Consider the following 24,953-nt stretch of genomic DNA (forward strand, 5'->3'; position numbering starts at 1 on the left):
CATTCTGAGGAAGACTGCGGGTTTGTCTCGAAGAATCCTCCAGTGATCTCTGGAGACCTCTCGTCCTTTCAAGACAGATCGCCAGCCTCGTCAGACAATATCCTAGCCTTCTTTGCGACCATTGAATTTCCGAAGCTCGTTCAAAGCGATAACCGCTTCCAGCACGAACAGCGTCAAGGCAATCATAAAGACGAAGAGACTGAACACGAACAGGACCGCGATCAGCGTTTCCAGTTGCAGATTGAGCAGCGCCCCGACGAAGGCGATCAAGACCAGCAGCGCGGTGGTGATGGCGCTTAGGACGGAAAGGCTCAGCGACCCGTTGATGAGTGCGGCGCGGCGGCGAAGCTGCGGCATGTCCGATTTGTGCCGCGCCCGCCTTTCATCAGTATCGTCAATGTCGTCGAGAACCCGCATGCGTTCGACGATGCCGTTCATGCGCCCCATCAGAAGCGTCAGGAACGCGACGATCCCACCGAGGAGAAAGGCGGGTGCCGTGGCCAGGGCAATCACATGGGAAATTTCACTGAGAGAAAGGCCCTGAACCATGGTTGCCTCGCGCGAACCGCGATGGATGCCGATGAAGTCCCTCAGAATGGCCTAAAACCGAGCTGCGCGTAATGGCCTCCCGCGCGTCGTTCAACAAGATCGGCAACACGGTGATCATCACCCCCGATCCCGGATCGGGAGGCTTGAGCGCAGCCCGCACCGAAATGACGCGCGGCGTCGCACAAACGGAGCCGTCTTGAGACGACTCCGCTGATCTTCGACACGCTGGTTCTGTTCTCAGAGGCCCAGCGTCGACTGCTCCGCCTCGGACATCAGCATGGGGTCTTCCATGCGCATCCTGTTATTCAGGACGACCACGGGGGTGCCGACCGGAACGCGATTGAAAAGATCGATGATGTCCTGGTTGAACAGGCGAATGCAGCCGCTCGACACGGCCTGGCCGATTGACTGCGGCTCCGAGGTTCCGTGAATGCGGTAGAGCGTGTCCCGGCCATTCGCATACAGATAAAGCGCGCGCGGGCCGAGCGGGTTCTCAAGGCCGGCCGGCATGCCGCCGGCCCATTTCTTGTTGCGCTCCGGCTCGCGACGGATCATGTCGGCGGTGGGCGTCCAGCGCGGCCACATCGCCTTGCGACCGATCGTGGCGCGTCCGCTCCATGCCAGACCCTCTTTGCCGACGCCGATGCCATAGCGCAGCGCGCGGCCGTTCTCGCGCACCTGATAGAGAAACCGGTTGGTGGTGTCGACGATGATCGTGCCGGGCTGCTCCCGCGTCGGATATGCCACTTCCTGACGGAGGAATTGCGGGTCGACCCCCATGAGTTCAGTGGCCGGGAGCGAGAACTTCTCGTCCGGCCGCGCGCCATACATGGCGGCGAAAACCGGATCAGGCTGAAGCGCCTGTCCCTGCGGCGGGCTCTGGCTGGTGGATACGCATCCTGCAAGAACGACGGGGATCAACAGGGCAGCGATGCGAACGACTCTACGGAGCGGTGCATGGGGGGACGAGAAGGCAGGCATAGTTGATACTCACCGTTTCTTGGTTTTGGGATCTGCAGGAGCCTGGTTGCTTCGGCAATGTCGGCGTCTCTGGTTGAGTGGGGGCGGGTGGCTGGATCGTGGATGCCGGATGGCGGAAATATGGCGGACTCTCCCTGTGGCCGGCGGGCCACACTTTGTGGCCGTCATGTGGCGGGCTAACCGACGCGGAAGGGAAATTGTTCCGGCCCGCCCGCTCACGCTTTCGTGGGCAAATCATCAATCACGTGTTCAGCCGGCGGCCGGCCGATCGAACCGCCGAATTTCCGCGCCGTGCGCGAAGGAGGCGAGGGGAGATCACCGGCCGCAAGCCCCGCGATGATCGGACATTCCGGCCGATCATCGCCGCGGCAATGTTCGGCGAGATGGCGCAGGGTATCCGCCATGGCCTGAAGCTCCGCGGCCTTCTGTTCGAGCGCCGCCACGTGATCGAGCGCGAGGCGCTTCACGTCGGTGCTGGCGCGCGAACGATCGCGCCACAACGACACCAGCTCGCCGATCCGCTCGACCGAAAACCCGAGGTCGCGCGCACGCCGGATGAATCGCAGGTTGTGGACGTCGTTCTCCGAATAGACCCGATAACCCGCTTCCGTGCGCACGGTCCGGGCGATCAACCCGATGCTTTCATAATAGCGGATCATCTTGGCCGAAACGCCTGATGCTTCGGCTGCCTGTCCGATATTCATGCGGCCACCTCCTTGCTTGCGGGTGCCTGAAAACTGCGGAGACGCAGTGCGTTTCCGACCACGAAAACGCTGGACAGCGCCATCGCACCGGCGGCGAAAACGGGAGACAACAGCATGCCGTTGAGCGGAAAGAGAACGCCCGCCGCCACGGGAATCAGCACGATGTTGTAGGCGAAAGCCCAGAACAGGTTCTGGCGGATGTTGCGGATCGTCGCCTGCGAAATCGCGATGGCGTTTGCGATGCCGCGCAGATCGCCCGACATCAGCACCACGTCGGCGCTTTCAATGGCGATGTCGGTGCCGGAGCCCACGGCGATGCCGACATCCGCTGCCGCGAGCGCCGGCGCGTCGTTGATGCCGTCGCCGACAAACGCGACCCGTTGTCCCGCAGCGCGCATGTCGTTCAGGACCGCGACTTTTCCATCCGGCAGGATTTCCGCGTGGACGATATCGATCCCGACCCGACGTGCGATGGCCTCGGCGGTGCGCCGGTTGTCGCCCGACACCATGGCGACCCTGAGACCCAGCGCATGAAGCGATGCGATGGCGTCCCGGGTCGTCGGCTTGATGGGATCGGCGACCGCGATGATGGCCGCGAGCTTGCCGTCGATTGCCGCATAGAGCGGGCTCTTGCCTTCCGTCGCGAGGCGTTCCGCGACGGTGGCGAATGCAGCCGTCGAAATACCGAGTTGCTGCATATGCCGATCGGCCCCAACCGAAATCGCGCGTCCGGCGACCACGGCTGCGACGCCGAAGCCGGGAGTGGCTTCGAACGATGCCGGCTCCTCCAACGCGAGCCCACGGTTTTTTGCGGCCGCGACGATGGCATCCGCGATCGGATGCTCCGAGCGCGCTTCGACCGAGGCGACGAGGCGCAGGACCTCGTCGTCGGAAAATCCGTCCGTGACCACGAAATCGGTGAGTTCCGGGCGGCCCATGGTCAATGTGCCGGTCTTGTCGAAGGCCACGACCGAAACGTTTTTCAGACTTTGCAGCGCTTCGCCGCGCCGAAACAGGATTCCGAGTTCCGCCGCCCGTCCGGTGCCGACCATGATCGAGGTTGGCGTGGCGAGGCCCATGGCACACGGACAGGCGATGATCAGCACCGCAACCGCGTTCACCAGCGCGAATGTGAGCGCCGGATCTGGACCGAAGATCGACCATACGACGAATGTCAGCGCGGCCACCGCGATGACGGCGGGGACGAACCAGCCGGTGATTTCATCGACGAGCGTCTGGATCGGCAGCTTGGCGCCCTGCGCCTGCTCGACCATGCGAATGATCTGCGCCAGCACCGTGTCGGCGCCGATCTTGGTGGCGCGGAACGTGAAGCTGCCGGTCTTGTTGATGGTGCCGCCGACGACGGTTGCGCCGAGAGCTTTCTGCACCGGCACAGGTTCGCCGGTGATCATCGATTCATCCACATAGGACGACCCGTCGATCACCTCGCCATCGACCGCGATCTTCTCGCCGGGCCGCACCTGGACGCGATCGCCCGTCACCACCTGTTCGATCGGTATCTCCGCAGCACCGCCGTCGCGCAGCACGCGTGCCGTCTTGGGTTGCAGGCCGATGAGGTGCTTGATCGCATCGGAGGTGCGCCCCTTCGCCCGTGCCTCGAGATAGCGCCCCACGAGGATCAGCGTCACGATGACGGCCGCTGCCTCATAATAGACATTGGCCGTGCCAACCGGCAGCACGCCGGGCGCGAAGGTCGCGACCAGCGAATAGAGATAGGCCGCGCTGGTGCCGACCACCACAAGCGAGTTCATCTCGGGTGCAAGGCGCAGCAGGGCCGGAACACCGGCGCGAAAAAAGCGCCATCCCGGACCGAACAGCACGAGCGTCGTCAGCGCGAACTGGATCTGCAAGTTGCGCTGATGCCCGAGCGTCGTCATGACCCAGTCGTGGAACGCCGGCACCAGATGCGAACCCATCTCGAGCACGAAAACCGGCAATGTGAGGAGCGCCGCGATCCAGACGGAACGCGCGAGCGCGGACGTGTTCTCCTCCGCGTGAACATGACCCTCATGGGCCCGGTGATCCTCTGTGATCTCGTCGGCCGCGTAGCCGGTTTTCGCCACGGCTTCTTTCAGTCTCGCCACGATATCATCACTGCCGCCGAGATAGCGGACGGACGCGCGCTCGGTTGCGAGGTTGACGGATGCGGCGGTGACGCCCGGCACCTGATGAAGCGCCTTTTCGACGCGCGAGACGCAGGACGCGCACGTCATCCCGTGGATACCGAGATCGACCTTGCTTTCGACCGGCTGATAACCCGCTTCGCGAACCGCCTCGGCGACAGCGGCCGATCGGCCGTTTGGCCCAAGCGATACCCGAGCCCGGTCCGTCGCCGGGTTCACCGCGGCTGCGGTGACGCCAGGCACAGCCAGGATCGCCTTCTCCACCCGCCGGGCACAGGAGGCGCAGGTCATGCCCCGGATCGGCAGGTCGAAGGTGATATCCCTTTGCCGTGTGTCGCCGTCAGCCATCTCGGATCTCCAGTTTTAATGTATCAGGCCGAGACTCTTGATCCTTCCAATGATGGGAAGGTCAAGGACCATTTGCAAGATGAACCGCCGGGCGCATCTCCCGGAGATATGCCCAAGCTTAAAGCCAGAGGGCGTCTCGTGTCATGGAGTTACGTTCGCGCAGCTGCGACGACACGCAATCTGGAACCGCGCTGGAGATGGGCGATTGATCCCGCACGTTTGCCGGGCGCGCGAAGGTTCGCCGTTGTGTGCGAGCGTCAGGTCCGTATGATCGAAAATCCGCCCTCTCGCCCGGCAGTCTTTCCGTGAAGCATTCCGACAAGCAGGGCAGGGTCCTGCGGATCCTGACCTACAACGTGCACCGCTGGCTCGGGACGGATCGAAAGATCGACCCCGAGCGCATCAGCGATGTCATCGCGTCGTGCGAACCCGATATCGTGGCCCTGCAGGAAGTCCGCGTGGGCAAGATCGACAAGGGAAAGGCGGATCAAGCCGCCGTCGTTGCCGACCGACTCGGCATGGAACTCCATTTTCAACCGACGATCCGCATTCTCGGCGAGCAATACGGTATCGCGGTTCTCAGCCGGCATCCCTCGCAGGTGGTCAAATCGGGACGCCTCCCAAGTCTGTCGCCCGGTCCGGCTTTCGAGAAGCGCAGCGCGCTCTGGGTCGCCGTCGACGTGGATGGGCACCCGGTGCAGGTGGTGAATGCCCACCTGTCGCTGCGCTCGCGCGAGAGGCGGGCTCAGGCAGCGGCTCTTCTGGGAAGCGAGTGGATCGGCCACCCCGACTGCGCCGAGCCGGCGATCCTGCTCGGAGATTTCAACGCGCCGCCTTACTCGCGCTCCTATCGGCTCTTCGCCGGCCGGATGCGCGACGCGCAACTCTCCAACCCGTCGGGCGAGCCTCAGCCGACCTTCCACACCCGCGCACCGGTGCTGCGGCTCGATCACATGTTCGTCACATCATCGATCGAGGTGATGAGTGCGGCCCCGGTGCGAACGGCGCTCGCGCGCGTCGCATCGGATCACTTTCCCCTGCTGGCCGAGGTGCGGGTTTCCAGCCGCTCGCGGATCGTCGGCACCGCGCACGCGCATTTGGGAGAGGCCGAACTGCTGTAGGAAATGACGTTGCGGAACCTCGATCCGCGCACTAGCTTCCGTGGCTCGACGAACAAAAGAGGCATGGATATCAAATGAAGCTCTTTCATACCCCGGGCGCGTGCTCGCTCGCTCCCCACATCGTTGCGCTGGAGGCGGGCCTCCCGGCCACATATGAGAAGGTGGATCTTCGGGCCAAGAGGACAGCGACCGGCGCCGACTTTACGCAGATCAACCCGAAAGGGTATGTTCCGACCCTGCAACTCGATAATGGCGAGGTGCTCACCGAAGTCTCCGCGCTCATCCAGTATCTTGCCGACCAGGCGCCGAAAAGCGGTCTCCTTCCAGAAGTCGGCTCCGCCGATCGCTACCGGGTGCTGGAGTGGATCGGTTTCATCAGCACCGAATTGCACATGCGCTTCAGCCCGCTTTTCAAGCCCGACACACCGGAGGCCTACAAGACGATCCTGATCGCCAATCTGCATCGCCGCCTGGCCTATCTCGATGAGGCTCTCGCGGGCCGCTCATATCTGACGGGCGACCGCTTCACGGTTGCCGACGCCTACGCGTTCACGATTCTGCGGTGGAGCGAGCCGATGAAGATCGACATCTCCGGCTACAAGAACATTGCGGCCTATATGAACCGCGTCGCACAGCGCGAGCAGGTGCGGCAGGCCTTGCAGGACGAGGGCCTGCTCAAGGCGGCCTGACCCCCACGCCGGTGCTGCGCGACGAAGAGGGGGGCGCCGCCCCCCTTGCCCTGCGGATGCCTCTGGACTGGCGCGCCCAGAGGCATAAGACGTGATCGATTTCAATATGTTGGAGCATGATGTCGGTCGAAAACCGTTGCGTACTTTTCGGCATCATGCTCTAGGCAGCCTGAAATACGGCGCCATCACATCATGCTCCCAGTCTCCGTCTTCATCATCGCCAAGAACGAAGCCGATCGGATCGGCGACACGATCCGGGCGGTGCGGCACCTGACCGACGACCTCGTCGTGGTGGATTCGGGCTCGACCGACGCGACCCGGAGCATCGCCGGCGAGCTTGGCGCGCGTGTCATCGAAAACCCCTGGCCGGGCTACGGTCCGCAAAAGCGCTTTGCGGAGGACCAGTGCCGCCACGACTGGCTGCTGAACCTCGACGCCGACGAGGTCGTTCCACCCGATCTTGCCGGTGAGATCGAAAAGCTGTTCTCCGCCGGAGAGCCCGCGGCGCAGGCCTATCGCCTTCGCATCGCGGAGGTTTTTCCCGGCGAGGCCGCACCTCACACTCTCGCCTACGCGCTTGCCCCGGTCCGGCTCTATCGCAAGGATCGGGGGCGGTATTCTCCGTCGCCGGTGCATGACCGGGTGGACCTGCAACCCGGCACCAGAGTTGCGGCCTTGAAGGGCGTGGTGCACCACCGGTCCGTGCGCTCCCTCGGCGATCAACTCGACAAGCTCAATCGCTATTCCGACCAGCAGGCGAGCGATCTCGAAGCGCGCGGCGTCGCCATTCCCACATGGCGCGTCTATTTCGAGCTTCCCGCCGCATTCCTGAAAGCCTATTTCGGCCGGCGTCATGCGCTTCGCGGCACCTACGGTTTTCTCACCGCGATGAACTACGCGATCTCACGCCATCTCCGGCTCGCCAAACATTACGAACGCCGCCGGCTGCAAAAGCGCGACCCCGAGTCGAAAAGCTAGAGCCTTATTTTTGGGTGAAGTGAATGCGGATCGCTTTCACGGCGCACAACCGCTTACACCGCCGCGATGATGCGGATTTCGAGCGCGTAATCCGGATCGGCCAGTTTCGACTCGACGCAGACCCTTGCCGGCGCATGACCCGGCGCGATCCACGCATCCCAGATCTCGTTCATGGCCTCATAAGACGCGATGTCGCTGAGCCAGATCGTGGCGTGCAGAACGCGCGACTTGTCGCTGCCGATCTCGGCAAGCGACATGTCGATCTGACTCAGAATGTCGGCCGTTTGCGCGCCGACGGCGTCGCCTGCGCTCTCTTCGGGAACGTAGCCGGAAAAATAAGCCGTGCCGTCATGGATAGCGATATCGCAGTAGCATGCCGCGACGCCGATGCGCCTGATGTTCGTCATTCGCCGGTCCTCTCGCACACGCGTGAAAGGCTGCATATCACGCGGCCACCGTGTCCTCCACCGAGAGCACCTGCAAGCAGTGAATTTCGCCAGTGCGGTTCGGCCATGTAATCGATTGGCCCTCCGTCAAACCGATCAGCGCGGCGCCGATGGGTGTCAGCACAGAGATGCGCTTTTCCTCGATGTTGGCGTCTTCCGGAAAGACCAGCGTGACACGCTCCGTCCGGCCCCGTTGCTCGTCACGAAATGTCAGGGTCGAACCCATGGTGACCAGTTTGGCGGGGACCTGTCCGCGCCGCACGATTTTCGCGCGCTCCAGTTCCACGGAGAGATAGTCCGACACTTCGGGCATGCGGCTGGCGGCGGCCGCGGCCAAGCGCGACAGCCGAACGTGATCAGCCTCCATCATCACGATTTTCGGACGGCGTGGGGTGCGTGTAGCAGACGTCATGGGAACTCTCAAAAAATAGGCGCCGAGCGGCGTTTTGAACGCCTCGGATCAAGGGCGGCGCGGATCGTCAAAAAAAGGGATTGGAGCAGCCTCCCGAGCAGGGACGCGCGGCGTCGCTGACTCGGGCTAAGAATGCCAGATGAGTAAACCCGCGTCCCGCAGGCCTCGGCAATATGAAGCGAAATGGCTCATGGCCGACAAGCTACCGCCCGGCCGGATTTTGTCAAATCATGCATTCCGGAACCCATAGCGGTGCCGGCAAGCTTTTGATCAAGCATTGCTTTTTTCACCCGCTGCGGCACCGCTTGCGCCAAGTCGCGGAGGGCAAAACGACCCGCTTTTGGAGCTTGACGAGAGGCCCCTGTTCGCGTCTATTGCGCCACCTGTGCGGAACCCAAGATTTCCTCTTGTTTCCGCACCCGGAGACGTGGCCGAGCGGCTGAAGGCACTCGTTTGCTAAATGAGCATACCCCAAAAGGGTATCGAGGGTTCGAATCCCTCCGTCTCCGCCAAATATCACAGCTATTTATTTAAATTTGCTAACGAATTTTAACTGAATCCAACAGGGCCCCTATTTCTGCTCCTACTTTGAATCCGGATGCGGGGCACGGTGGCGGACCTGTACGGACAATTGGCGGGCCGGGAGGCTGAACGACCTACCACGACACGTTCGCCGTTGATCGGTCTTGGCGGGCTTTGTTTGGGAGGAGGTCCGGTTAGCCAATAACCCCAACGGATCGCAAGCGCCCGACGCATCTCATCGCACACGAAGAGCAGGATGAGACGGCGCAACGGTACCCATCCGTTTGGCAATGCTGTCGATACGCTGTGAAGTCATCAAAGATATGGGCTGTCCTGGTTGCCGCGGCATTCATGCGGCAGGCTGCGCATGGAGCGATCCCACGTTTGCTTCTGCCGCCGCCGGGCGTATCCCGGCGACCTCCGACTCAGCCTCGATTATCTGGCTGCACAAACAGGTCATGAGCACGCTTGCGGCGAGCGGCGGCAAGATTCCCGACGACCGCGGGACAAGGGCACGGCCGGCTACGACATCGCCGCCAGCGTTGGCAGCGAAGACGGGCGGTCCTCACGAAATAGATCACCGCAGTGTTGCAGGATCGCCTCGGTTTGCTGCTGGCGAGCACTTCGGCCGTGGTGGGAGTTTACGAGCGGGAGGGGAGCATCCATCCTGAGAGCCGATATAGGCAGGGAGATCGACCATGGGTTGGCGTCAGGTTGCGTCCGTCATCACCCTTGCGGTCTCCAGCGGATGCCTCGTGGACAACGCCCAGGCCACCGAGGGCGGCGCCAGCCTCTTTATTCCGGGCGCCCACGGCCCCGGGGCAGGCATCGTTCCGCCGCCCGGCTTCTATTTCGCCAACGACTTCTTTGCCTATTCCGGCGAGCTAAGCGGCGGCCGCCGGGTCCAGATCGGCGGCGCGGTGCCGGCAGATATTCAGACCGAGGTCCGGGCCGACTTCCTGACCGCCACCTGGGTCATGCCCTTCGACATTCTCGGCGGACGGCTCGCCGTCGGCCTCAGGCTGCCGCTCGGTGTGCCGCGGGTCAGCGCCGGCATGCTGATCGAGGCGCCGCGCCTGGGCCGCACATTCGCATTCAGTCAGCGCGATGCCTCCTTCGTTCTCGGCGTTCCATTGGTGGCGAGCCGTCCTCTGAATATTGTCCTTGGGGCCGGCCGCAAATTCGCCGAGGACGGATCGTTGACGCTGATCCTGTCGAGCGACGAGTGCGAGGACGAAGCGGGCAAGGCCAATTGGCTTCCCACGCCGAACGACCAGTTCGCGCCGATCGTGCGCACCTATGTGCCGACTGCTCCGATCCTGAACGGAAGCTATAAGCTGCCGGACGTCGAACGCGCCCGCTGAGGGAACGACTGCTTTTGCGCCGCGCCGCTTGTTCGATTCCGTCCGGCATTGGCGCGAACCAGACATTAGAGAGCGCGCCGCAATAACCCCTCCTGACACAACTCGGAAGTACGACCATGGTCGGCTTGCTGCCGACAAGCAGACGTTAAATGCCGTCATTAGAGATCAAACTCTGACCCGGAGTCGACGTAAAGGAGACGGACCCGAGGTGCTGGTTGCGGCCCTCGGGGTCGTTGACAAAAAACGATCAGAGGGCGCTTGATTAGTCTATGGGGTCGCGATCCCCTCACGAGGCGCCATGCCAAGAATCGCGTCCAGCTCTCTTTCAGCGAGGACGCGTCGCTATGGCGTTAATCAACCCCGGTGTCATCGACAAGCTCGCTCGCCTGATCGGCACGCCGAAGTGTCCGGGTCTCAATGATGTCCAGACGGACGATTTCGCTGCCGATCCGCGCCTGATCCCGGGTGAGCAGAGGACAGACAGCAAGGCCGATCCGGAAGCAGGAGGCGTTGCTCGCCCTGGCAAGCGTCTCCCGCCTGACATCAAGCGGGTTCTCTGGGCGCGGTCCTTGCGGGCGTTCGGCGATGGCTATGTCGCAATCCTGTTGCCGCTCCATCTCTCGCGCCTTGGGTACGACGCCTTCGGTGTCGGGGTCATCTCGACCGCCACCTTGCTCGGCTCTGCCCTGCTGACGCTCGCCATGGGACTGGTCGCTTACCGCATTCCGAGGCGGCGCGCGTTACTCGCTGCCGGTTTCCTGATGGCGGCGACAGGGCTGGGCTTTGCCGGCATAGAAGGGTTCTGGCCACTGCTCGTGATCGCCTTTGTCGGAACGCTGAACCCCTCCGGCGGCGACGTCAGCCTGTTCCTGCCCCTTGAACATACGGTGATCGCCCATGTCGTGCCGGATGACGAACGCACGGCAGTGTTCGCCCGCTACAGCTTCGTCGGGGCGTTCTTTGGAGCCGTTGGGGCGCTTTCGGTCGGTTCGGTGGATTGGCTCGCCCCGGTCGTTTCGCCATCGATCATGGTGACAGCCTTGTTCGGATTGTACGGTGGCATCGGGCTGCTCACGTGTCTGCTCTACGGCAACCTCTCCCCCAAGGCCGAGGCCGGGACCGACAGCCCACCAACGCCGCTCGGCCCATCGCGCGGGATCGTCTACCGACTGGCGGCCTTGTTCTCCGTCGACGCCTTTGGCGGAGGGCTCGTCATCAACGCCTTGCTGGCGCTTTGGCTCACCGAGCGCTTCGGCATCAGCGTCTCTACCATCGGGGCGATCTTCTTCGTCACCAGCCTTTGCTCCGCAGTCTCGCAGTTTGCCGCGGTGCCGCTCGCCAGACGGTTCGGGCTGGTGAACACGATGGTGTTCACGCACCTACCGTCGAACCTTTTTCTGATCCTGACGGCTTTCGCACCGAGCATCTGGATCGCGTTCGGACTTCTGATCCTCCGGGGCTTGCTGTCCCAGATGGACGTGCCGACCCGGTCATCTTACGTCATGGCGGTGGTGCGGCCGGAAGAGCGCCCCGCCGCAGCCAGCGTCACCGCTGTGCCCCGAAGCCTGGCATCGGCCGTCGCCCCGCTTCTCTCGGGATGGCTGCTGACCGTGTCCCCGTTTGGCTGGCCCCTCGTCCTCGCGGGCACCCTGAAGGCCCTGTATGATCTGGCGTTACTGCGGCAATTCTCAGCCATCAAGCCGCCGGAAGAACGCTGACGTGGTTCGTGGCTATCCAGCGAGGAGGTCGGTGAGCATCTCGCAGAAGCAGTTGTTGTGGTTGGTGGCCTTGGGCATAACCTCCATTGCCGCCTTCTTCTGGCTGCTTGGTATGGCATACGTTTTCACTGATTGAAGCCCGCAACGCCGCTGAGGTCCAGGTGAGGTCGCATTGCCGGTAAGTGCTCTCCCCACGTGCGGCTTCGCTCGGTTCAATTCGGTCAGGATCCACTCATGCTCGACGTTCTCGCCAACCGCACCTACCGCCACCTGTTCGCCGCCCAGGTGATCGCGCTCGCTGGCACGGGCCTGCTGACGGTCGCGCTCGGATTGCTGGCGTATGAGCTCGCCGGGGCGGACGCGGGCGTGGTGCTCGGCACGGCACTTGCCATCAAAATGGTGGCCTATGTCGGCGTGGCTCCCATCGTCGGGGCCTTCGCCAACCAGCTCCCCCGGCGGGCCTTCCTGGTGTCCATGGACCTGGTCAGGGCGGCAATCGCCCTGCTGCTGCCGTTCATCACCGAGGTTTGGCAGATTTACGTGCTCATCTTTCTGCTGCAGGCAGCTTCGGCAGCCTTTACGCCCACCTTCCAGGCTACCATCCCGGACGTCCTGCCGGATGAGAAGGACTACACCCGGGCGCTCTCGCTCTCGCGCTTGGCCTATGACCTGGAAAGCCTGCTCAGCCCGGCGCTGGCGGCGGCGCTTCTGACCATGATCAGCTTCCATTGGCTGTTCGGCGGCACGGTGGTCGGCTTCCTCTGCTCGGCCGCCTTGGTTTTGTCCGTCAGGCTGCCGCAGGCAGTCCGCTCCGAACGCGAGGTCGGCATCTACGACAAGACCACGCGGGGCCTGCGCATCTACCTCAGGACGCCGCGCCTGCGGGGGCTTCTGGCACTCAACCTGTCCGTGGCTGCGGCCGGGGCCATGGTCATCGTCAACACCGTCGTGATCGTCCGCGGCGTACTGGGCCTACCCGAGAACGACGTCGCGGTGGCGCTCGGCTGCTTCGGTGGTGGATCGATGCTTGCGGCGCTGCTGCTTCCCCGAGTGCTCGACAGGCTTGCCGACCGCGCGGTGATGCTGCCGGCAGCCGCGCTCCTGGGAGTGGTCCTGCTTGCCTTCGCCGCGGCAACTTGGGGCGGCTCGATCGGTTGGGCGGCACTGCTCGTCACCTGGATTTTTCTCGGGATTGGCTACTCGGCGGTGCAGACGCCGACGGGCAGGCTGCTGCGGCGCTCTGCCCGGGCCGAGGACCGTCCTGCCCTGTTCGCCGCACAGTTCGCCCTGTCGCATGCCTGCTGGCTTTTCACGTATCCGCTCGCGGGTTGGCTGGGACGCGAGGTCGGCATTCCCGTGACCTTGGCCTTGCTTGGGCTGGTGACCCTGCTCGGCTTCGGGCTGGCGGCCCGGCTCTGGCCTGCGGACGATCCCGAAGAGATCGAGCATGCCCACCCCGACCTGCCGCCGGACCACCCACACTTGCGGGAGCATCATGGACACGCCCACATTCATGCGTTCACGATCGATAGCCTGCATCGGCGTTGGCCCGTCCGGGCGGCGCAAGGACAGGCGGTGTCGACGGCCTCAGGAAGGACTTGATCCGCCCCATGTCCCGTCGACTAGCAGGTGGGCTCCGCCCTGACACTGGTGCCCTTCAAGCGCCCTTTAAGTCTTCCTCATGACGGGAGTGGCACTCCTGAACGGCCTTCGCCTCATCATCCGCCAGCGCCGATTTCGGCAGTCTCAAGACGAAGTAAGCGGGCATTCCTGCGCGTCCATCCCGGATGCGCAGGAACCGCCGTGGGTGCTCCATGGAACACTGGCTTGAATACCTCGGATTGGCGGGGACCGCCTTCCTGTCGGCGACGATCTTCCCGTTCCAGTCGGAGGTGGTGCTGTTCGGCATGCTGATGGCCGAGCACTACCAGATCTGGTTGCTGGTGCTTGCAGCGAGCGTCGGAAATATCCTGGGCTCCTGCGTGAACTGGTTCATGGGACGGTTCATCGCCCGCTTCGAGGGCCGGCGCTGGTTCCCGGTCAGCAAGGATCAGGTCGCCAAGGCCGAGAGCTGGTATCACCGCTACGGACGCTGGACGCTGCTGCTGTCGTGGATGCCGATCATTGGCGATCCGCTCACGATCGTCGCAGGTGTCCTGCGCGAGCCTTTTCCGGTGTTCCTCGCCCTGGTCGTGGTGGCCAAGATCGGTCGCTACCTTGCGGTCACCGCACTCGCGCTGGGTTGGATGTAGGCACGGCGTTCGCCCCAGCAGGTTGCTGTCTGATGGCTTTGCTGTCGGTCGAATGACAGCCTCGCGCATCCCTAGCTTTTCGACCGTTATGATTGCCTCTCTTCATCGTCCGACAGCGAGATTCAGTGTTCAAGGATCGGCCTGATCTCCTGGAGATTCTCGATGGTGTGTTCCAGATGGTGGCGCAGCTCCTGCGAGGCCTCCTCATTCCTCTCACGCTCGAGCAACCCGAGGATCCGGAGGTGCTCGTCGCATTGCTGGCGGTAGCGCTTGCGGTCGACCATCGAGCGGTAGGAGAGCAGGCGACGGATGCGGTTGATGCGCCTCACAGCCTCGAGGAAGAAGGGGTTTCCGGAGGCGCCGATGATCGCCTCATGGAACCGAACGCCGCGCTCGTGGAGTGCGTCCGCGCTGTCTGTTTCGATCGCGCCACCCAGAAGCCGAAGCTCCGCAGCGCGGCAACGTGCTGCCGTCTCAGGATCAAGACGGTAGGTAGACTCCAACAGCGCAGCCGGTTCGAGAGCCAAGCGCACCCTGTAGGTTTGCTCCAGACTCTCCGGTGTCGTCAGCATCGGCGAAAAGGACCAGCCGTAGCCGGGGCGGCGCTCGGCCCAGCCCTCTTGGGTGATACGGCCCAACACGCCGTTGAGTTGCGCCTTCGCCACGCCATAGAGTTCCTTGAGATAGGCCTCCGAAACGGGGTCGGGCAGTCGGCCGTGCAGATGATCCTCGGCAATCCTGAAGTAGAGGTCCGATGCGTCATCTCTGCTGATTAAGCCAAGCGCTTCCGGCGACGGGATCTTTGCGTCCGACACGAAGTAGCCGCGGTTGGGCTCATGAACGAGGACACGTTTGGTGGCGAGCAACTGCAAGGCTTGGCCAACGGGAAACCGGGAGACGCTGAAGCGCTGGGCCAGTTCCTGCGCCGTGATGTGCGTCCCAACGGCCAGCCCGCTGCCCCGGATGAGGTCAAGAATCTGCGCGGCGAGTCCTTCAGTCAACTCGCGCTTTCCGTTGACCACACGCTCACCCGCTGAACTCATAACCGCAACCTCATAGTAGACATTTCATTTTGGAGGGTACGATTTGCCTTTACCTGATTTGTTGAATTCTCAACACACTTTGGCAGGAATGACGCTCCTGCCATTTCGCAGTTTTCGTCAATTGGGGAGCCCGCCGAAACAAGCTCCCCGGGCTCAATCAGGACTTTACGAGGCCAACCGACTTCAGCACTTCGCCCACCCGAGCCTGTTCGTCCTTCAGAAAAGCGCCGAAGGGCTCACCAGCCAGATAATAGTCGTCCCATCCCTTCTGCTTCAGGGTCTCGGTCCACTCCTTCGACTTGACCAGCTTGTCCATGGTATCGGTCAGCGCCTTACGCTGATCCGCCGTGATGCCGGGTCCTGCCATGATCGCTCGCCAGTTCACGACTTCGACGTCCATGCCCAACTCCTTGAGGGTAGGGACGTCGGCGCCAGCGAGCCGCTTTCCGGACGAGATGGCGAGGGCGCGGAGCTTGCCAGCCCTGATCTGACTTTCAAACTCGCCGTAACCGGAAATGCCTGCCGTCACCTTACCACCGAGCATTGCCGCCAGCGCCTCGCCGCCGCCCGAGAAGGCGACATAGTTCACTTTCGCCGGATCGGCACCGGCAGCCTTCGTGAACAGGGCTGCAAGAATATGGTCGGCGCCGCCGGCCGAGCCACCAGCCCAGGTCACTTTCGCCGGGTCCGCCTTTGATGCGGCCGCGAGATCCTGGATCGACTTGAGAGGCGACGTGGCCGGTACGACGATTACAAGCGGATCACCGGTGAGGCGAGCGATCGGCGTAACCTGGTCGAGATTGACGGGCGCCTTGTTGCTCAGGATCGCGCCGACCATGGTGATGCCATTGACCATGAGCTGGTTCGGGTCACCCTTGGCGTTGTTGATGAACTGCGCCAGCCCGACGGTACCGCCCGCGCCGGTGACGTTGGTCACCTGAACGCTCTTCGCGAGCCCGGTCTGGGTGAGTACCTGCTGGATCGAGCGGGCGGCCGAGTCCCACCCGCCTCCGGGTCCGGCCGGCGCCATGATCTTCAGTTCCTGCTGCGCGAGGGCCGCCGACGCAACGAGCGTCATAGAAGCAACGGCGACGCTGCGGATCGTTCTGGTGAAGTGGCTCACGATATCCTCCCTAAGGTCGTGACTGATGGTGGACGCCGGCCGGGGTTCCGATCAGCGTCTAACGTTCGGCGAGGTTTCTCGCCGATGGCTTTCACCGGTACCGGTGAATTCTGGATCTGGCGTCTCGCGGCTTGTGACCTCCGCTTTCGTAACGCGACGCAAAATGTGAGGAATGATGCCACCGCCCCGCAGTAATTCGACTTCGAGTCCGGTCTCGATTGCGGCTGTGGCAATGAATGTCTGGCTTTCACCCGACGCACGATGGATCGTGAAGGACACGGGGCAGCGGGGACTGATCCGGTCCGGCTCTGCATCGATCGCAATCTGATCGCGTGGCTTGAGGTGCAGATTGTGCGGATGCTGCTCGGAAGAGAGACGCAGGGGCAGGATTCCCATGCCGATCAAGTTCGAGCGATGTATGCGCTCGAAGCTTGATGCCAGCACGGCGCGTACACCGAGCAGCGCAATCCCTTTCGCCGCCCAGTCGCGCGACGAGCCCATGCCATAGCGTTCGCCCGCTACCACGACCACCGAGGCGCCCTCATTGGCGTAGCGTTCGGCGGCTCGCCACAACGGAAGGTGATCACCCGAACCAACATGGATCGTGGAGCCCGGCGCAATCTGCGAGTCGAGAAGATTGCGGACGGAATTATTGGTGAACAGGCCCCGAACCATGACCTCCCAGTTGCCACGTCGGGAGGCGAAGACATTCAAGTCACGGGGATTCTCACCGCGCTCGACGAGGTACCCGGCAGCCTCACTCTGGCGCGGGATCAGCCCGGCTGGCGAAATGTGGTCGGTCGTGATGTCGTCGCCGAGCACGAGCAAGGGATGCGCCGAATAGGTCCCAAGGAGTGTGCCCTTGCCTAAGCCTGCGAATGGCGGGCGCCGGATATAAGTTGAGTTTGGATCCCAGGGAAACAGATCGCCGGCGGGAGCGTCGAGCACTTTCCAGGTCTCGCTCGCCTCGGCCTGCTCATAAGAGGTTTGGTAGTCGGCTACGGCCATGGCCATGGCGAGCGCCGCATCGATCGCATCCCCGGTGGGCCAGAGATCGGCGAGCCGGATGTCTTCGCCCGACGGCGAGCGCCCAATCGGATCGGTGAGGATGTTACGATTGATGTCGCCGGCGAGGGCGAAGGCGACAACAAGGGGAGGCGAGGCCAGGAAGCCTGCTTCGAGTTGCGGATGGACGCGTCCCGGGAAGTTGCGGTTACCCGACAGAACGGCGACGGGCACGATCCCTCGCTCGGCTATGGCCTGATCGATGACCTGAGGCAGCGGCCCCGAGTTGCCGATGCATGTCGTGCAGCCGTAACCAACGATTCCAAATCCGATGGCTTCGAGGTCCTCGAGCAGCCCCGAGCGACGGAGATAACGCTCCGCCGTCGGTGAACCGGGAGCCAACGACGTCTTCACCCAAGCAGGTGGGGTGAGGCCGAAGCTGCGCGCCTTGCGGGCCAGCAAGCCAGCGGCGACGACGAGGCGAGGGTCGGACGTGTTCGTGCAGCTCGTGATCGCCGCAATCGCGACGGCCCCGTTGCCGGGCTGCTCCGAGGACGTCGTGGCGGGCCGTCCCATGAGCAGCGGGGCGAAAGCGTCAACCGTCGTCCCTGCCGGAATGCGGTCCTGCGGTCGGCGTGGGCCTGCGAGGCTGACCTCGACCTCATCCAGATTGATCTCGATCGTGTCCGTAAAGCACGGGGTGGCCTTGGGGTCGAACCAGAGGCCCTGCCGTTTTGCATATTCCTCAACGAGGCGGAGCTGGTCTGCTGGGCGGCCCGTCTCGCGAAGGTAGCGCAGCGTTTGTGCGTCGATCGGAAAGAAGCCGGAATTAGCGCCGAATTCGGGGGCCATGTTGGCGATGACCGCGCGATCACCAGCGGACAGCGTCGAGACACCTTCGCCGTAGAACTCGACGAAGCGATCTGCGAGATCGATCCGCCTTAGGCGCTCGGTGACGGTGAGCGCAAGGTCAGTCGCGAGCATGCCCTGCCTGAGACGTCCGGTCAGGCGAACGCCGACCACGTCCGGCACTCGGATCATCACGGGCATTCCGAAGAAGACGCTTTCGGCCTCTAACCCGCCCACGCCCCAGCCGAGGACACCGATTCCGTTGATCATCGGCGTGTGGCTGTCGGTGCCGATCATCGTGTCAGGCACGGCCCATGACACACCCTCGCGTTCCGACACGGTAACGACGGTCGCAAGGCGCTCGAGATTCAGGGTATGCATGATGCCCGTTCCGGGTGGGTGGACGCGGATCCCGGTGAGAGCTCTCGTTGCCCATTTCATGAAGCGGTAGCGTTCGGCATTACGCCCGAATTCGCGGTCCATGTTGCTCTGAAGAGCGTTGGAGGAGCCGAACACGTCGACCGCAATGGAATGGTCCGTCGAAACGTCGACGGGCAGTACCGGATTAAGCCAGCTCGGATCGTATCCAGCCTCCGCGAGCGATGTGCGCATGCCAGCGATGTCCACCAAGGCCGGTCCGCAGGTCGTGTCATGCATCAACACCCGACCGGGAAGAAACGGAATTTCTTCCTCACTTCGTCCATTGTCCAACCAGCCCAGGATTGCGGCCTTCGCACGCGGCGCATCGTCTCCTGCTGTGCGCAGGACGTTTTCGAGCATGATGCGAAGAATATGCGGCAGCCGTTCGAGGTCCCCGCCGGCTGCCGCAGGGAGGTCGACGATCCGATAATTTCGATCAGTGATCGTGATGGTGGTCACGGCGTCTCGCGTTCCAAGTTCAAGATCATGGAAGTCAGATTGCATAAAACGGGAAGAAAATTCAATCAACAAATTGCATTTGCGGACAGCAATATGCTAAATTGCCTTCGCGCATCCAGGGGTAGCAGGTCCCGGGAGGAGGGGCGTTTTCCCTCGGAATACAGAAAGGCAGTCGCCCGGGCCTCCTTATCTTTCGACGACAACTGAACTGAACTCCGCGCGCTGCCCTGCGTTGCCGCAGCGAGGCAGGAGGGTTCGCCGATGAGCACGCATGCGCCGATGCATTTCTGGAAAGGATCGTGGGATCTTCGCGAGTCCGAGTGCGCCTGCGACATTCACCTCATCAAGTGGCTCGACGCGGAGCAGGTGAGAGACGCGACGATTTTTCATTTCGGGACGGGCGCGCACCACCACGTCGGCATCGAATGTGCCCGGCCAGAGCGCCGCAATTCAGTTCTTGGCATTACCGCATCGCCTCAGGAGTACGAGGCATACGTGACGCTTGCCATTAACCGCCCGGAGGTTCTGCGCTTCTACACCGCCATCTTCGGCGACATCTATCTCCTCAATGAAAAGCTGCTGCCAACGTTCGATGTGGTCACGCTCTTCCATCTCTGCGAATTTCGGGGGGAGCAGAATGATGCCTATGGAGCTATGACGGACCTGGCGATCGCGAACCTGCTGACCAGCAAGACTCGGCCTGGTGGGCACATCCTGTTCTATCCCAGTTCGTTTGCATTCGACCGTGCCGACCACAGCGCAAAGGATGTCATCGTGCAATGGGAGCAGGGACGTCAGGTCGAGCGGGTAGGGATGTTCGATGGGCTTCTGGTCTACCGGAAGACGTGAACTGACGGGGCAGCCGTTCAGGCGCGAACCAGACTTTGCCGCTGGGCTGTCCCGACGCAGGTTTTTCCATCCAAGCGACTGAACAGGGCTCTCTCCCACCCAGATGGTAAATGATCAGGGTCAGACAAACAAAGCGGCCGGATTCGCGACGAACTTCGCCAGTTTGTCGCGATCAAGCGCGACACCGAGGCCCGGCTGTTCTGGGATCCCCAGATATCCGTCCTCATCGAGGGTGAAGGGTTCTGCAAGGATGCCGTCGACATAGGGGCTCCCGCCGATATACTCAACGAGGTCCGCATCGGGGAACGCCGCGGACATCTGCAAATCGGCAGCAAGGCCGAGTGCGGTGTTCCAGCCATGGCCGATATATTTGACGCCGAAATCTGCTGCCATCCAGGCGATGCGGCGTTGTTCGCTGATGCCGCCGACCTTGGTGACATCCGGCTGCACGATATCGAAGGCGCCTCTGGTCAACCATGGAATGAACGCCTGACGTCGTGTCAGAACCTCGCCGCCGGCGATCGGCACCGGGCTGACGCGTCTGAGGTGACAGAAATCATCGATAGCGTCGGGTTTGACGGCCTCTTCAAACCACCCGATATCGTAGTCGTTCAGCATCTCGGCGGTGCGCATGGCCCATTTCAGGCCGTGCGGCCAATTCGCATCGCTGGCACCCGCGTCGACAAACAGCTTATTCTCAGCACCCGCCGCCTCCCGCGCGGCGCGAACGATGGCTTCATCGAGCTTGGAATCGAGCGCGCGCCCGAAGGGTCCCCAGCCGATCTTGAAGGCGCGGAAGCCCTTTGCCCGGTACTCCTCGACCACGTCGCGCATGCGCTCGGGCTCTTCCATGAGGAGAGAGCAATAGGGCTGGACCCGACGGCGGTAGGTTCCACCGAGGAGCCGGCCGACCGGGATGCCGGTCGCCTTGCCGAGAATATCCCAAAGGGCGATGTCGATGCCGCTGATGGTGTGGGTCAGCGTGCCGCCGCGGCCCATCCAGAAGGTGTTCTGATGCAGTTTCTCGCTGACGCGTTCCGGCTCCAGCGCATTCTCGCCTTCATAAAGCGGTGCGAGCACTTGTAATCCGGCTTGCACGAGACGCCCGTCGGTGAAGGAACTTCCGTAGCCGGTAATGCCCGCATCAGTGTGAACCGCGATGATGGCGTGGATGGAATCTTCCGGTCTGATCTCCTGAGACCATCCGCCCTTCGGGCTTTCACCCAGCAGGGGCGCTGCCTCGATCGATCTGATTTTGATCGGGGGAAGGGCGGCCTGAGGAGGATGATCTGCCGGCATGATTTTCCCTACCTTGTTCGGTTGAGTGGAATGGGAATTGAGGTTCAGGACCTGTCTGCCGAATCCCGCTCGGCTCTGCGCCGTTCGATGATGGCGAGGAAATCGAGTGCGTGGGTCTGGACGTTGATGTGATCGTCGAGCGCTTTCGTCATGCCCTCAACGTCACCGGAAGCGAAGACGCTCACGAGCTTCCGATGCTCGTCTACGATATCCGCCATCGCTTTCCCCAACGTTGAAAGGCCGACGATGATGGTCAATTGCCGTGACAGCATCTCCCAGAGGTCGCACACCACCTCGTTGCCGCTGAACTGACAGAGGGCACGATGAAAATCCGTGTCGGCGCTGGCAAAACCATAGGCATCCTGACGAGCACCCATCAGCTCGAGCACATCGATGTGCCGATTGAGGATTTTGACGGCCTTGCGGTCGTTGCGGCCGGCGACGATCGCGCGAACGGCAGCGGCGGTTTCCAGCGCCACACGGGCTTCGATCAGATGGTCGATGCGTTCCTGCGTCACCGTTCGCAGGCGGATGCCCTTGTAGGGCTCGTTGACCACCAGCCCCTGGCTCTCGAGAATGCGAAGGGCTTCCCGGACCGGCACGCGGCTGACGCCAAGCCCTTGTGCCAGATCCGACTCCACGATCCGGTCGCCGGGAAGAATACGGCTCGATGCGGCTGCGGCCACGACCTCGTCGATCACGGCGTCGACGAGCGTGCGCGGTCGCAGAGGCTGCCACCCGCTCTCCTTGTCCGCTTCCCGCGCCTCTGTAACCGGCGCCTTCCTCTGTCGCGATTTGGTGATGTCCATAAGCCGCTCAAATTTGTTCAATCGCGGAGCCATCCGTCAGCGTCTCCGCGCAATGTGCCTTTATCACCAATCGCCGCGCGAGCGTGTCGAAACAACAGCCATTGACATTTCGTAGGATTGTATACCATCATACAAAACACAAAACAAGGTTGCTTGGGGCAGCAGATGGCGGATGGCGAGATAAAGAGTCGGATCCGATGTGATATCGATTTCGACAAGAACGGTCGGCAGGCGGGCTATCTGCGAGCGCCGCTGTCCCGCAATACCTCCGGATGGGGGATCATCGAGATCCCCATCGTTTGTGTCAAAAACGGTTCCGGCCCGACCGTGTTGTTCACGGGGGGCGTGCACGGTGACGAGTATGAGGGCCAGATCGCCGTGTCGCGGCTCGCGCAAACGCTTGAGCCCTCCTCCGTGCAGGGCCGTGTCATCATGCTGCCTGCCGTCAATGTTCCGGCGGTCTTGAACGACACGCGCTTGTCGCCCATCGATCATCGCGACATGAATCGCTGCTTTCCAGGCAACCCCCGCGGCACGTTCTCGGAAATGCTCGCCCATTTCATCGACACGACGTTGGTGCCGCTCGCGGATGTGTCCGTCGATCTTCACACCGCCGGCCACTCGATGGAATCCGCGCTGTCGACCAACATGCATTACGTCGCAGACAGCGCGCTGCGGGAACGCACGATGAGGGCGGCGTCGGCCTTCGGTGCGCCGTACAACGTTGTCTTCTGGGGCGTCGACGAGGGAGCCACCCTGACGTCCTCCGTGGAGCGTCGCGGAATTTTGTCCGTCGGGACCGAGCTGGGCGGGTGGGGGCGCGTTCATGTGGAGGGCGTCCGCACTGGCAAACGCGGCCTCGACAATGTTCTCAAGCATCTCGGCATGATCGAGGGCAGGCCCGATACCACGCAGCGCGATGGGTCGCCCGTCACGCGCCATATGATGGTGCGGGACCCGAAATGTTACCTGTTTGCTCCTGCGGGCGGCGTCTTCGAGCCGCGACACCTCGCTGGCGACCCGGTGGAGGAAAATGAGGTGGCGGGATATCTGCACTTCGTTGAAGATGTGGACCGGGCACCCGTTGAAATGCGCTATCCGCGCGGCGGGGTGCTCTGGATGGCCTCAGGCCCCGGCCGCGTGCAGCGTGGAGACGCGGTTGCTGTTGTGATGAATGATTACGACGAGGTGTCGGCCTCCGAATAGGAACCAGACGCCAGCGTGAAGGGCCAGGCATCGGAGATCGACATTCTCGATCATGACAAGGTGCAAGCCTGAACTTCAGAGAGAACCGGCATTGCGCCACCAGCATGGAGGATCAGATGAAACGATGGTTTGGTTTCGGCACGACAGCACTCGGTGCCGCCGTTCTGCTGACGGCTTCAGGTAGCGTCCTTGCACAGACCAAGGGCGGCGATGTTGTGATCGCCATCACGCAGGCACCACCGTCGCTTGACGCCCAGGTGACCTCTGCGCAGGCCGCGCGCAACGTTACTCTTCAGATTTACGAGACGCTCTATGCGCGCGACGAGAACGCAAAGCCCGTGCCGGAGCTTTCCGAGGAGGCCAAGATCTCGGCGGACGGCAAGACCTACGTCTTCCCGATCCGGAAGGGCGTCAAGTTTCATAACGGCAAGGAGCTTGATGCGAAGGATGTTGTCGCGTCGCTGGAACGCTATCGGAAAGTCGGCGCATCCGCATCGCTGCTGAGTGCCATCGACAAGGTCACCGAAACCGGTCCGCACGAGGTCACGGTCACGTTGAAGGACGTCCAATCCACATTCCTCGACAATCTGTCCTCACCGCGCGCGCCGATTGCGATCTACCCGGCAGAAGAGGCGGCAAAGCCCGCCAACCAGATCAACTATATCGGCACCGGCCCTTTCCGATTTGTGGAATACAAACCCGACAGCCATGTGAAGATCGCGCGTTACGACGGCTATGTTCCCAACCCGAAGGCCACCGGTCGCGACGGGCTCGCGGGTAAAAAGGAAGTGTTTCTCGATACGGTCACGTTCCGGTTCATGCCGGAAGCGGGCGCACGCAGCGCGGCCTTCGAGGCGGGGGAGGTGCAGCTTCTCGAAACCGTCGAAGGTGCAACCGCGAAGCGGTTGGAAAGCGACAAACGATACGTGGTTTACAAGGTCCTGCCTTTCGCCTTCCAGGTCATCAAGTTCAATCACGCGCAACCGCCGACCAACGACGTCAACTTCCGGCTGGCCGTGCAGGCGGCCCTCGACATGGAAGAGATCATGGCGATCTCGTATCCGGACATCAACCAGATCGATGGTGCCTGGCTCTATCCCGGTGCTCCATTCTACACCAAGACCGGGACCGAGAAGTACAACCAGGCGGACCTCAACGCCGCCAAGGCCTTGCTGGCAAAGTCTGGTTATAAGGGCGAGAAGCTCACCTTCATCGTCGACAATCTGCGCGCCAACACCGATACGGCAACCGTCGTTCAGCAGCGGCTCAAGGACATCGGCGTCAATGTCGAATTGTCGGTCGCCGATTGGCCGACCGTGTCAAAGATCGGCTTCACCCCCAATGGCTGGCAGTTCTGGGCTCACGGCTACGGCATCGAGCCCTATGAGGGGCCGGCATCCGTAATGGCACCTTGGGTGAACGGAACCTCGCAGCTCAAGAAAGACGACAAGATCGACAGCCTCTCTGCCGCGCTCAACAGCGCCATGGACGAGGGCAAGCGGAAGGAGATCTTCGTCGAGTTCCAGAAGCACATGTACGACAACGCGGTCGCCATGAAGGCTGGAAATTACGGGCTGTTCCAGGTCGGTACGGCAAAGTTGAAGAACTTCAAGCCCTATCGCATCCCCCGCATGTGGGGCGTCTGGCTCGAGCCGTAAGAACA

At 62.5% G+C, this 24,953-nt stretch carries 22 protein-coding genes, 1 tRNA gene and 1 pseudogene; 13 read left to right on the forward strand and 11 right to left on the reverse strand.

Annotated features, from left to right (window positions below; translation table 11 throughout):
• Nucleotides 1-102 precede the first annotated feature (102 nt).
• Nucleotides 103-549 carry a DUF2721 domain-containing protein gene (locus tag FEZ63_RS12570; RefSeq protein WP_150944917.1) on the reverse strand — a complete coding sequence of 149 codons (447 nt, stop codon included), beginning with the start codon at nucleotides 547-549 and terminating at the stop codon, nucleotides 103-105.
• 71 nt (nucleotides 550-620) lie between these two features.
• Between FEZ63_RS12570 and FEZ63_RS25935 the strand changes: the two genes are divergently transcribed.
• Nucleotides 621-749, forward strand: coding sequence for a hypothetical protein (locus FEZ63_RS25935; protein ID WP_275552344.1), 129 nt, complete (start codon nucleotides 621-623; stop codon nucleotides 747-749).
• A 37-nt stretch (nucleotides 750-786) separates the two neighbouring features.
• Here the strand turns inward: FEZ63_RS25935 and FEZ63_RS12575 are convergent, their stop codons facing one another.
• From FEZ63_RS12575 to FEZ63_RS12585, 3 genes are all read right to left on the reverse strand, one after another.
• A complete protein-coding gene (locus tag FEZ63_RS12575) occupies nucleotides 787-1,530 on the reverse strand; it encodes a L,D-transpeptidase (protein ID WP_150944919.1) in 744 nt (247 codons plus the stop codon).
• A gap of 215 nt (nucleotides 1,531-1,745) precedes the next feature.
• The gene (cueR, locus tag FEZ63_RS12580) at nucleotides 1,746-2,234 is read right to left on the reverse strand and encodes a Cu(I)-responsive transcriptional regulator (RefSeq protein ID WP_150944921.1); all 489 of its coding nucleotides are present in this window, start codon (nucleotides 2,232-2,234) and stop codon (nucleotides 1,746-1,748) included.
• On the reverse strand, nucleotides 2,231-4,726 hold the full coding sequence (locus tag FEZ63_RS12585) for a heavy metal translocating P-type ATPase (RefSeq protein ID WP_162419740.1): 2,496 nt from the start codon (nucleotides 4,724-4,726) through the stop codon (nucleotides 2,231-2,233). The genes cueR and FEZ63_RS12585 overlap by 4 nt, the downstream gene beginning before the upstream one ends.
• A 305-nt stretch (nucleotides 4,727-5,031) precedes the next feature.
• On the opposite strand from FEZ63_RS12585, the gene FEZ63_RS12590 reads away from it, so the two are divergent.
• The 3 genes from FEZ63_RS12590 to FEZ63_RS12600 all read left to right on the forward strand — a co-directional run bounded on the left by FEZ63_RS12590 (nucleotide 5,032) and on the right by FEZ63_RS12600 (nucleotide 7,514).
• The gene (locus tag FEZ63_RS12590; protein ID WP_150944924.1) at nucleotides 5,032-5,847 is read left to right on the forward strand and encodes an endonuclease/exonuclease/phosphatase family protein; all 816 of its coding nucleotides are present in this window, start codon (nucleotides 5,032-5,034) and stop codon (nucleotides 5,845-5,847) included.
• A gap of 74 nt (nucleotides 5,848-5,921) precedes the next feature.
• A complete protein-coding gene (gstA, locus tag FEZ63_RS12595; protein WP_150944926.1) occupies nucleotides 5,922-6,536 on the forward strand; it encodes a glutathione transferase GstA in 615 nt (204 codons plus the stop codon).
• 192 nt (nucleotides 6,537-6,728) lie between these two features.
• A complete protein-coding gene (locus FEZ63_RS12600; RefSeq protein WP_150944928.1) occupies nucleotides 6,729-7,514 on the forward strand; it encodes a glycosyltransferase family 2 protein in 786 nt (261 codons plus the stop codon).
• 53 nt (nucleotides 7,515-7,567) lie between these two features.
• Here FEZ63_RS12600 and FEZ63_RS12605 read toward each other — a convergent pair whose 3' ends face one another.
• Together FEZ63_RS12605 and rnk are read right to left on the reverse strand one after the other, a co-directional pair.
• Nucleotides 7,568-7,921 carry a RidA family protein gene (locus FEZ63_RS12605; protein WP_150944930.1) on the reverse strand — a complete coding sequence of 118 codons (354 nt, stop codon included), beginning with the start codon at nucleotides 7,919-7,921 and terminating at the stop codon, nucleotides 7,568-7,570.
• A 37-nt stretch (nucleotides 7,922-7,958) separates the two neighbouring features.
• Nucleotides 7,959-8,372, reverse strand: coding sequence for a nucleoside diphosphate kinase regulator (rnk, locus tag FEZ63_RS12610; protein ID WP_150944932.1), 414 nt, complete (start codon nucleotides 8,370-8,372; stop codon nucleotides 7,959-7,961).
• A 421-nt stretch (nucleotides 8,373-8,793) separates the two neighbouring features.
• On the opposite strand from rnk, the gene FEZ63_RS12615 reads away from it, so the two are divergent.
• The 6 genes and pseudogenes from FEZ63_RS12615 to FEZ63_RS12640 all read left to right on the forward strand — a co-directional run bounded on the left by FEZ63_RS12615 (nucleotide 8,794) and on the right by FEZ63_RS12640 (nucleotide 14,228).
• A tRNA-Ser gene (locus FEZ63_RS12615) sits at nucleotides 8,794-8,884 on the forward strand.
• 708 nt (nucleotides 8,885-9,592) lie between these two features.
• Nucleotides 9,593-10,258: a DUF1214 domain-containing protein gene (locus FEZ63_RS25180; RefSeq protein ID WP_201274163.1), complete on the forward strand. Its 666-nt coding sequence runs from the start codon at nucleotides 9,593-9,595 to the stop codon at nucleotides 10,256-10,258.
• Between the two features lie 344 nt (nucleotides 10,259-10,602).
• A pseudogene (locus tag FEZ63_RS25185) lies at nucleotides 10,603-10,740 on the forward strand (sulfurtransferase); the annotation flags it as partial.
• A gap of 87 nt (nucleotides 10,741-10,827) precedes the next feature.
• Nucleotides 10,828-11,976: an MFS transporter gene (locus FEZ63_RS12630; RefSeq protein ID WP_244622784.1), complete on the forward strand. Its 1,149-nt coding sequence runs from the start codon at nucleotides 10,828-10,830 to the stop codon at nucleotides 11,974-11,976.
• Nucleotides 11,977-12,210: 234 nt separating this feature from the next.
• On the forward strand, nucleotides 12,211-13,578 hold the full coding sequence (locus tag FEZ63_RS12635) for an MFS transporter (protein WP_150944936.1): 1,368 nt from the start codon (nucleotides 12,211-12,213) through the stop codon (nucleotides 13,576-13,578).
• Between the two features lie 212 nt (nucleotides 13,579-13,790).
• Complete coding sequence (locus FEZ63_RS12640; RefSeq protein WP_150944938.1) at nucleotides 13,791-14,228, forward strand: YqaA family protein; 438 nt, start codon at nucleotides 13,791-13,793, stop codon at nucleotides 14,226-14,228.
• A gap of 122 nt (nucleotides 14,229-14,350) precedes the next feature.
• On the opposite strand, the gene FEZ63_RS12645 is transcribed toward FEZ63_RS12640, so the two are convergent.
• From FEZ63_RS12645 to acnA, 3 genes are all read right to left on the reverse strand, one after another.
• The gene (locus tag FEZ63_RS12645) at nucleotides 14,351-15,271 is read right to left on the reverse strand and encodes a GntR family transcriptional regulator (protein WP_150944940.1); all 921 of its coding nucleotides are present in this window, start codon (nucleotides 15,269-15,271) and stop codon (nucleotides 14,351-14,353) included.
• 157 nt (nucleotides 15,272-15,428) lie between these two features.
• Nucleotides 15,429-16,394, reverse strand: coding sequence for a Bug family tripartite tricarboxylate transporter substrate binding protein (locus tag FEZ63_RS12650; RefSeq protein ID WP_420846276.1), 966 nt, complete (start codon nucleotides 16,392-16,394; stop codon nucleotides 15,429-15,431).
• Nucleotides 16,395-16,445: 51 nt separating this feature from the next.
• Nucleotides 16,446-19,127: an aconitate hydratase AcnA gene (acnA, locus tag FEZ63_RS12655; RefSeq protein ID WP_244622781.1), complete on the reverse strand. Its 2,682-nt coding sequence runs from the start codon at nucleotides 19,125-19,127 to the stop codon at nucleotides 16,446-16,448.
• 261 nt (nucleotides 19,128-19,388) lie between these two features.
• Here acnA and FEZ63_RS12660 point away from each other — a divergent pair, with 261 nt between their 5' ends.
• On the forward strand, nucleotides 19,389-19,976 hold the full coding sequence (locus FEZ63_RS12660) for a hypothetical protein (RefSeq protein WP_150944944.1): 588 nt from the start codon (nucleotides 19,389-19,391) through the stop codon (nucleotides 19,974-19,976).
• A 120-nt stretch (nucleotides 19,977-20,096) separates the two neighbouring features.
• Here FEZ63_RS12660 and FEZ63_RS12665 read toward each other — a convergent pair whose 3' ends face one another.
• Both FEZ63_RS12665 and FEZ63_RS12670 read right to left on the reverse strand, forming a co-directional pair.
• The gene (locus FEZ63_RS12665) at nucleotides 20,097-21,275 is read right to left on the reverse strand and encodes a mandelate racemase/muconate lactonizing enzyme family protein (RefSeq protein ID WP_150944945.1); all 1,179 of its coding nucleotides are present in this window, start codon (nucleotides 21,273-21,275) and stop codon (nucleotides 20,097-20,099) included.
• A 44-nt stretch (nucleotides 21,276-21,319) separates the two neighbouring features.
• Nucleotides 21,320-22,084 (reverse strand): GntR family transcriptional regulator, encoded by a 765-nt coding sequence (locus FEZ63_RS12670; protein ID WP_150944947.1) that lies wholly within the window; start codon nucleotides 22,082-22,084, stop codon nucleotides 21,320-21,322.
• Nucleotides 22,085-22,249: 165 nt separating this feature from the next.
• On the opposite strand from FEZ63_RS12670, the gene FEZ63_RS12675 reads away from it, so the two are divergent.
• Complete coding sequence (locus FEZ63_RS12675; protein ID WP_150944950.1) at nucleotides 22,250-23,290, forward strand: succinylglutamate desuccinylase/aspartoacylase family protein; 1,041 nt, start codon at nucleotides 22,250-22,252, stop codon at nucleotides 23,288-23,290.
• A 116-nt stretch (nucleotides 23,291-23,406) separates the two neighbouring features.
• Nucleotides 23,407-24,948: an ABC transporter substrate-binding protein gene (locus FEZ63_RS12680; RefSeq protein WP_150944952.1), complete on the forward strand. Its 1,542-nt coding sequence runs from the start codon at nucleotides 23,407-23,409 to the stop codon at nucleotides 24,946-24,948.
• The last annotated feature ends 5 nt before the right edge of the window (nucleotides 24,949-24,953 follow it).

Source organism: Microvirga brassicacearum (assembly GCF_008757455.1).
GTDB classification, from domain to species: domain Bacteria; phylum Pseudomonadota; class Alphaproteobacteria; order Rhizobiales; family Beijerinckiaceae; genus Microvirga; species Microvirga brassicacearum.

What these genes read in the sequence shown, in the direction of transcription:
- FEZ63_RS12570 (WP_150944917.1), bottom strand. Translation starts at nt 549, where the DNA reads ATGGTTCAGGGCCTTTCTCTCAGTGAAATTTCCCATGTGATTGCCCTG.
- FEZ63_RS25935 (WP_275552344.1), top strand. Translation starts at nt 621, where the DNA reads ATGGCCTCCCGCGCGTCGTTCAACAAGATCGGCAACACGGTGATCATC.
- FEZ63_RS12575 (WP_150944919.1), bottom strand. Translation starts at nt 1,530, where the DNA reads ATGCCTGCCTTCTCGTCCCCCCATGCACCGCTCCGTAGAGTCGTTCGC.
- cueR (WP_150944921.1), bottom strand. Translation starts at nt 2,234, where the DNA reads ATGAATATCGGACAGGCAGCCGAAGCATCAGGCGTTTCGGCCAAGATG.
- FEZ63_RS12585 (WP_162419740.1), bottom strand. Translation starts at nt 4,726, where the DNA reads ATGGCTGACGGCGACACACGGCAAAGGGATATCACCTTCGACCTGCCG.
- gstA (WP_150944926.1), top strand. Translation starts at nt 5,922, where the DNA reads ATGAAGCTCTTTCATACCCCGGGCGCGTGCTCGCTCGCTCCCCACATC.
- FEZ63_RS12600 (WP_150944928.1), top strand. Translation starts at nt 6,729, where the DNA reads ATGCTCCCAGTCTCCGTCTTCATCATCGCCAAGAACGAAGCCGATCGG.
- FEZ63_RS12605 (WP_150944930.1), bottom strand. Translation starts at nt 7,921, where the DNA reads ATGACGAACATCAGGCGCATCGGCGTCGCGGCATGCTACTGCGATATC.
- rnk (WP_150944932.1), bottom strand. Translation starts at nt 8,372, where the DNA reads ATGACGTCTGCTACACGCACCCCACGCCGTCCGAAAATCGTGATGATG.
- FEZ63_RS25180 (WP_201274163.1), top strand. Translation starts at nt 9,593, where the DNA reads ATGGGTTGGCGTCAGGTTGCGTCCGTCATCACCCTTGCGGTCTCCAGC.
- FEZ63_RS12635 (WP_150944936.1), top strand. Translation starts at nt 12,211, where the DNA reads ATGCTCGACGTTCTCGCCAACCGCACCTACCGCCACCTGTTCGCCGCC.
- FEZ63_RS12640 (WP_150944938.1), top strand. Translation starts at nt 13,791, where the DNA reads ATGGAACACTGGCTTGAATACCTCGGATTGGCGGGGACCGCCTTCCTG.
- FEZ63_RS12645 (WP_150944940.1), bottom strand. Translation starts at nt 15,271, where the DNA reads ATGAGTTCAGCGGGTGAGCGTGTGGTCAACGGAAAGCGCGAGTTGACT.
- FEZ63_RS12660 (WP_150944944.1), top strand. Translation starts at nt 19,389, where the DNA reads ATGAGCACGCATGCGCCGATGCATTTCTGGAAAGGATCGTGGGATCTT.
- FEZ63_RS12665 (WP_150944945.1), bottom strand. Translation starts at nt 21,275, where the DNA reads ATGCCGGCAGATCATCCTCCTCAGGCCGCCCTTCCCCCGATCAAAATC.
- FEZ63_RS12670 (WP_150944947.1), bottom strand. Translation starts at nt 22,084, where the DNA reads ATGGACATCACCAAATCGCGACAGAGGAAGGCGCCGGTTACAGAGGCG.
- FEZ63_RS12675 (WP_150944950.1), top strand. Translation starts at nt 22,250, where the DNA reads ATGGCGGATGGCGAGATAAAGAGTCGGATCCGATGTGATATCGATTTC.
- FEZ63_RS12680 (WP_150944952.1), top strand. Translation starts at nt 23,407, where the DNA reads ATGAAACGATGGTTTGGTTTCGGCACGACAGCACTCGGTGCCGCCGTT.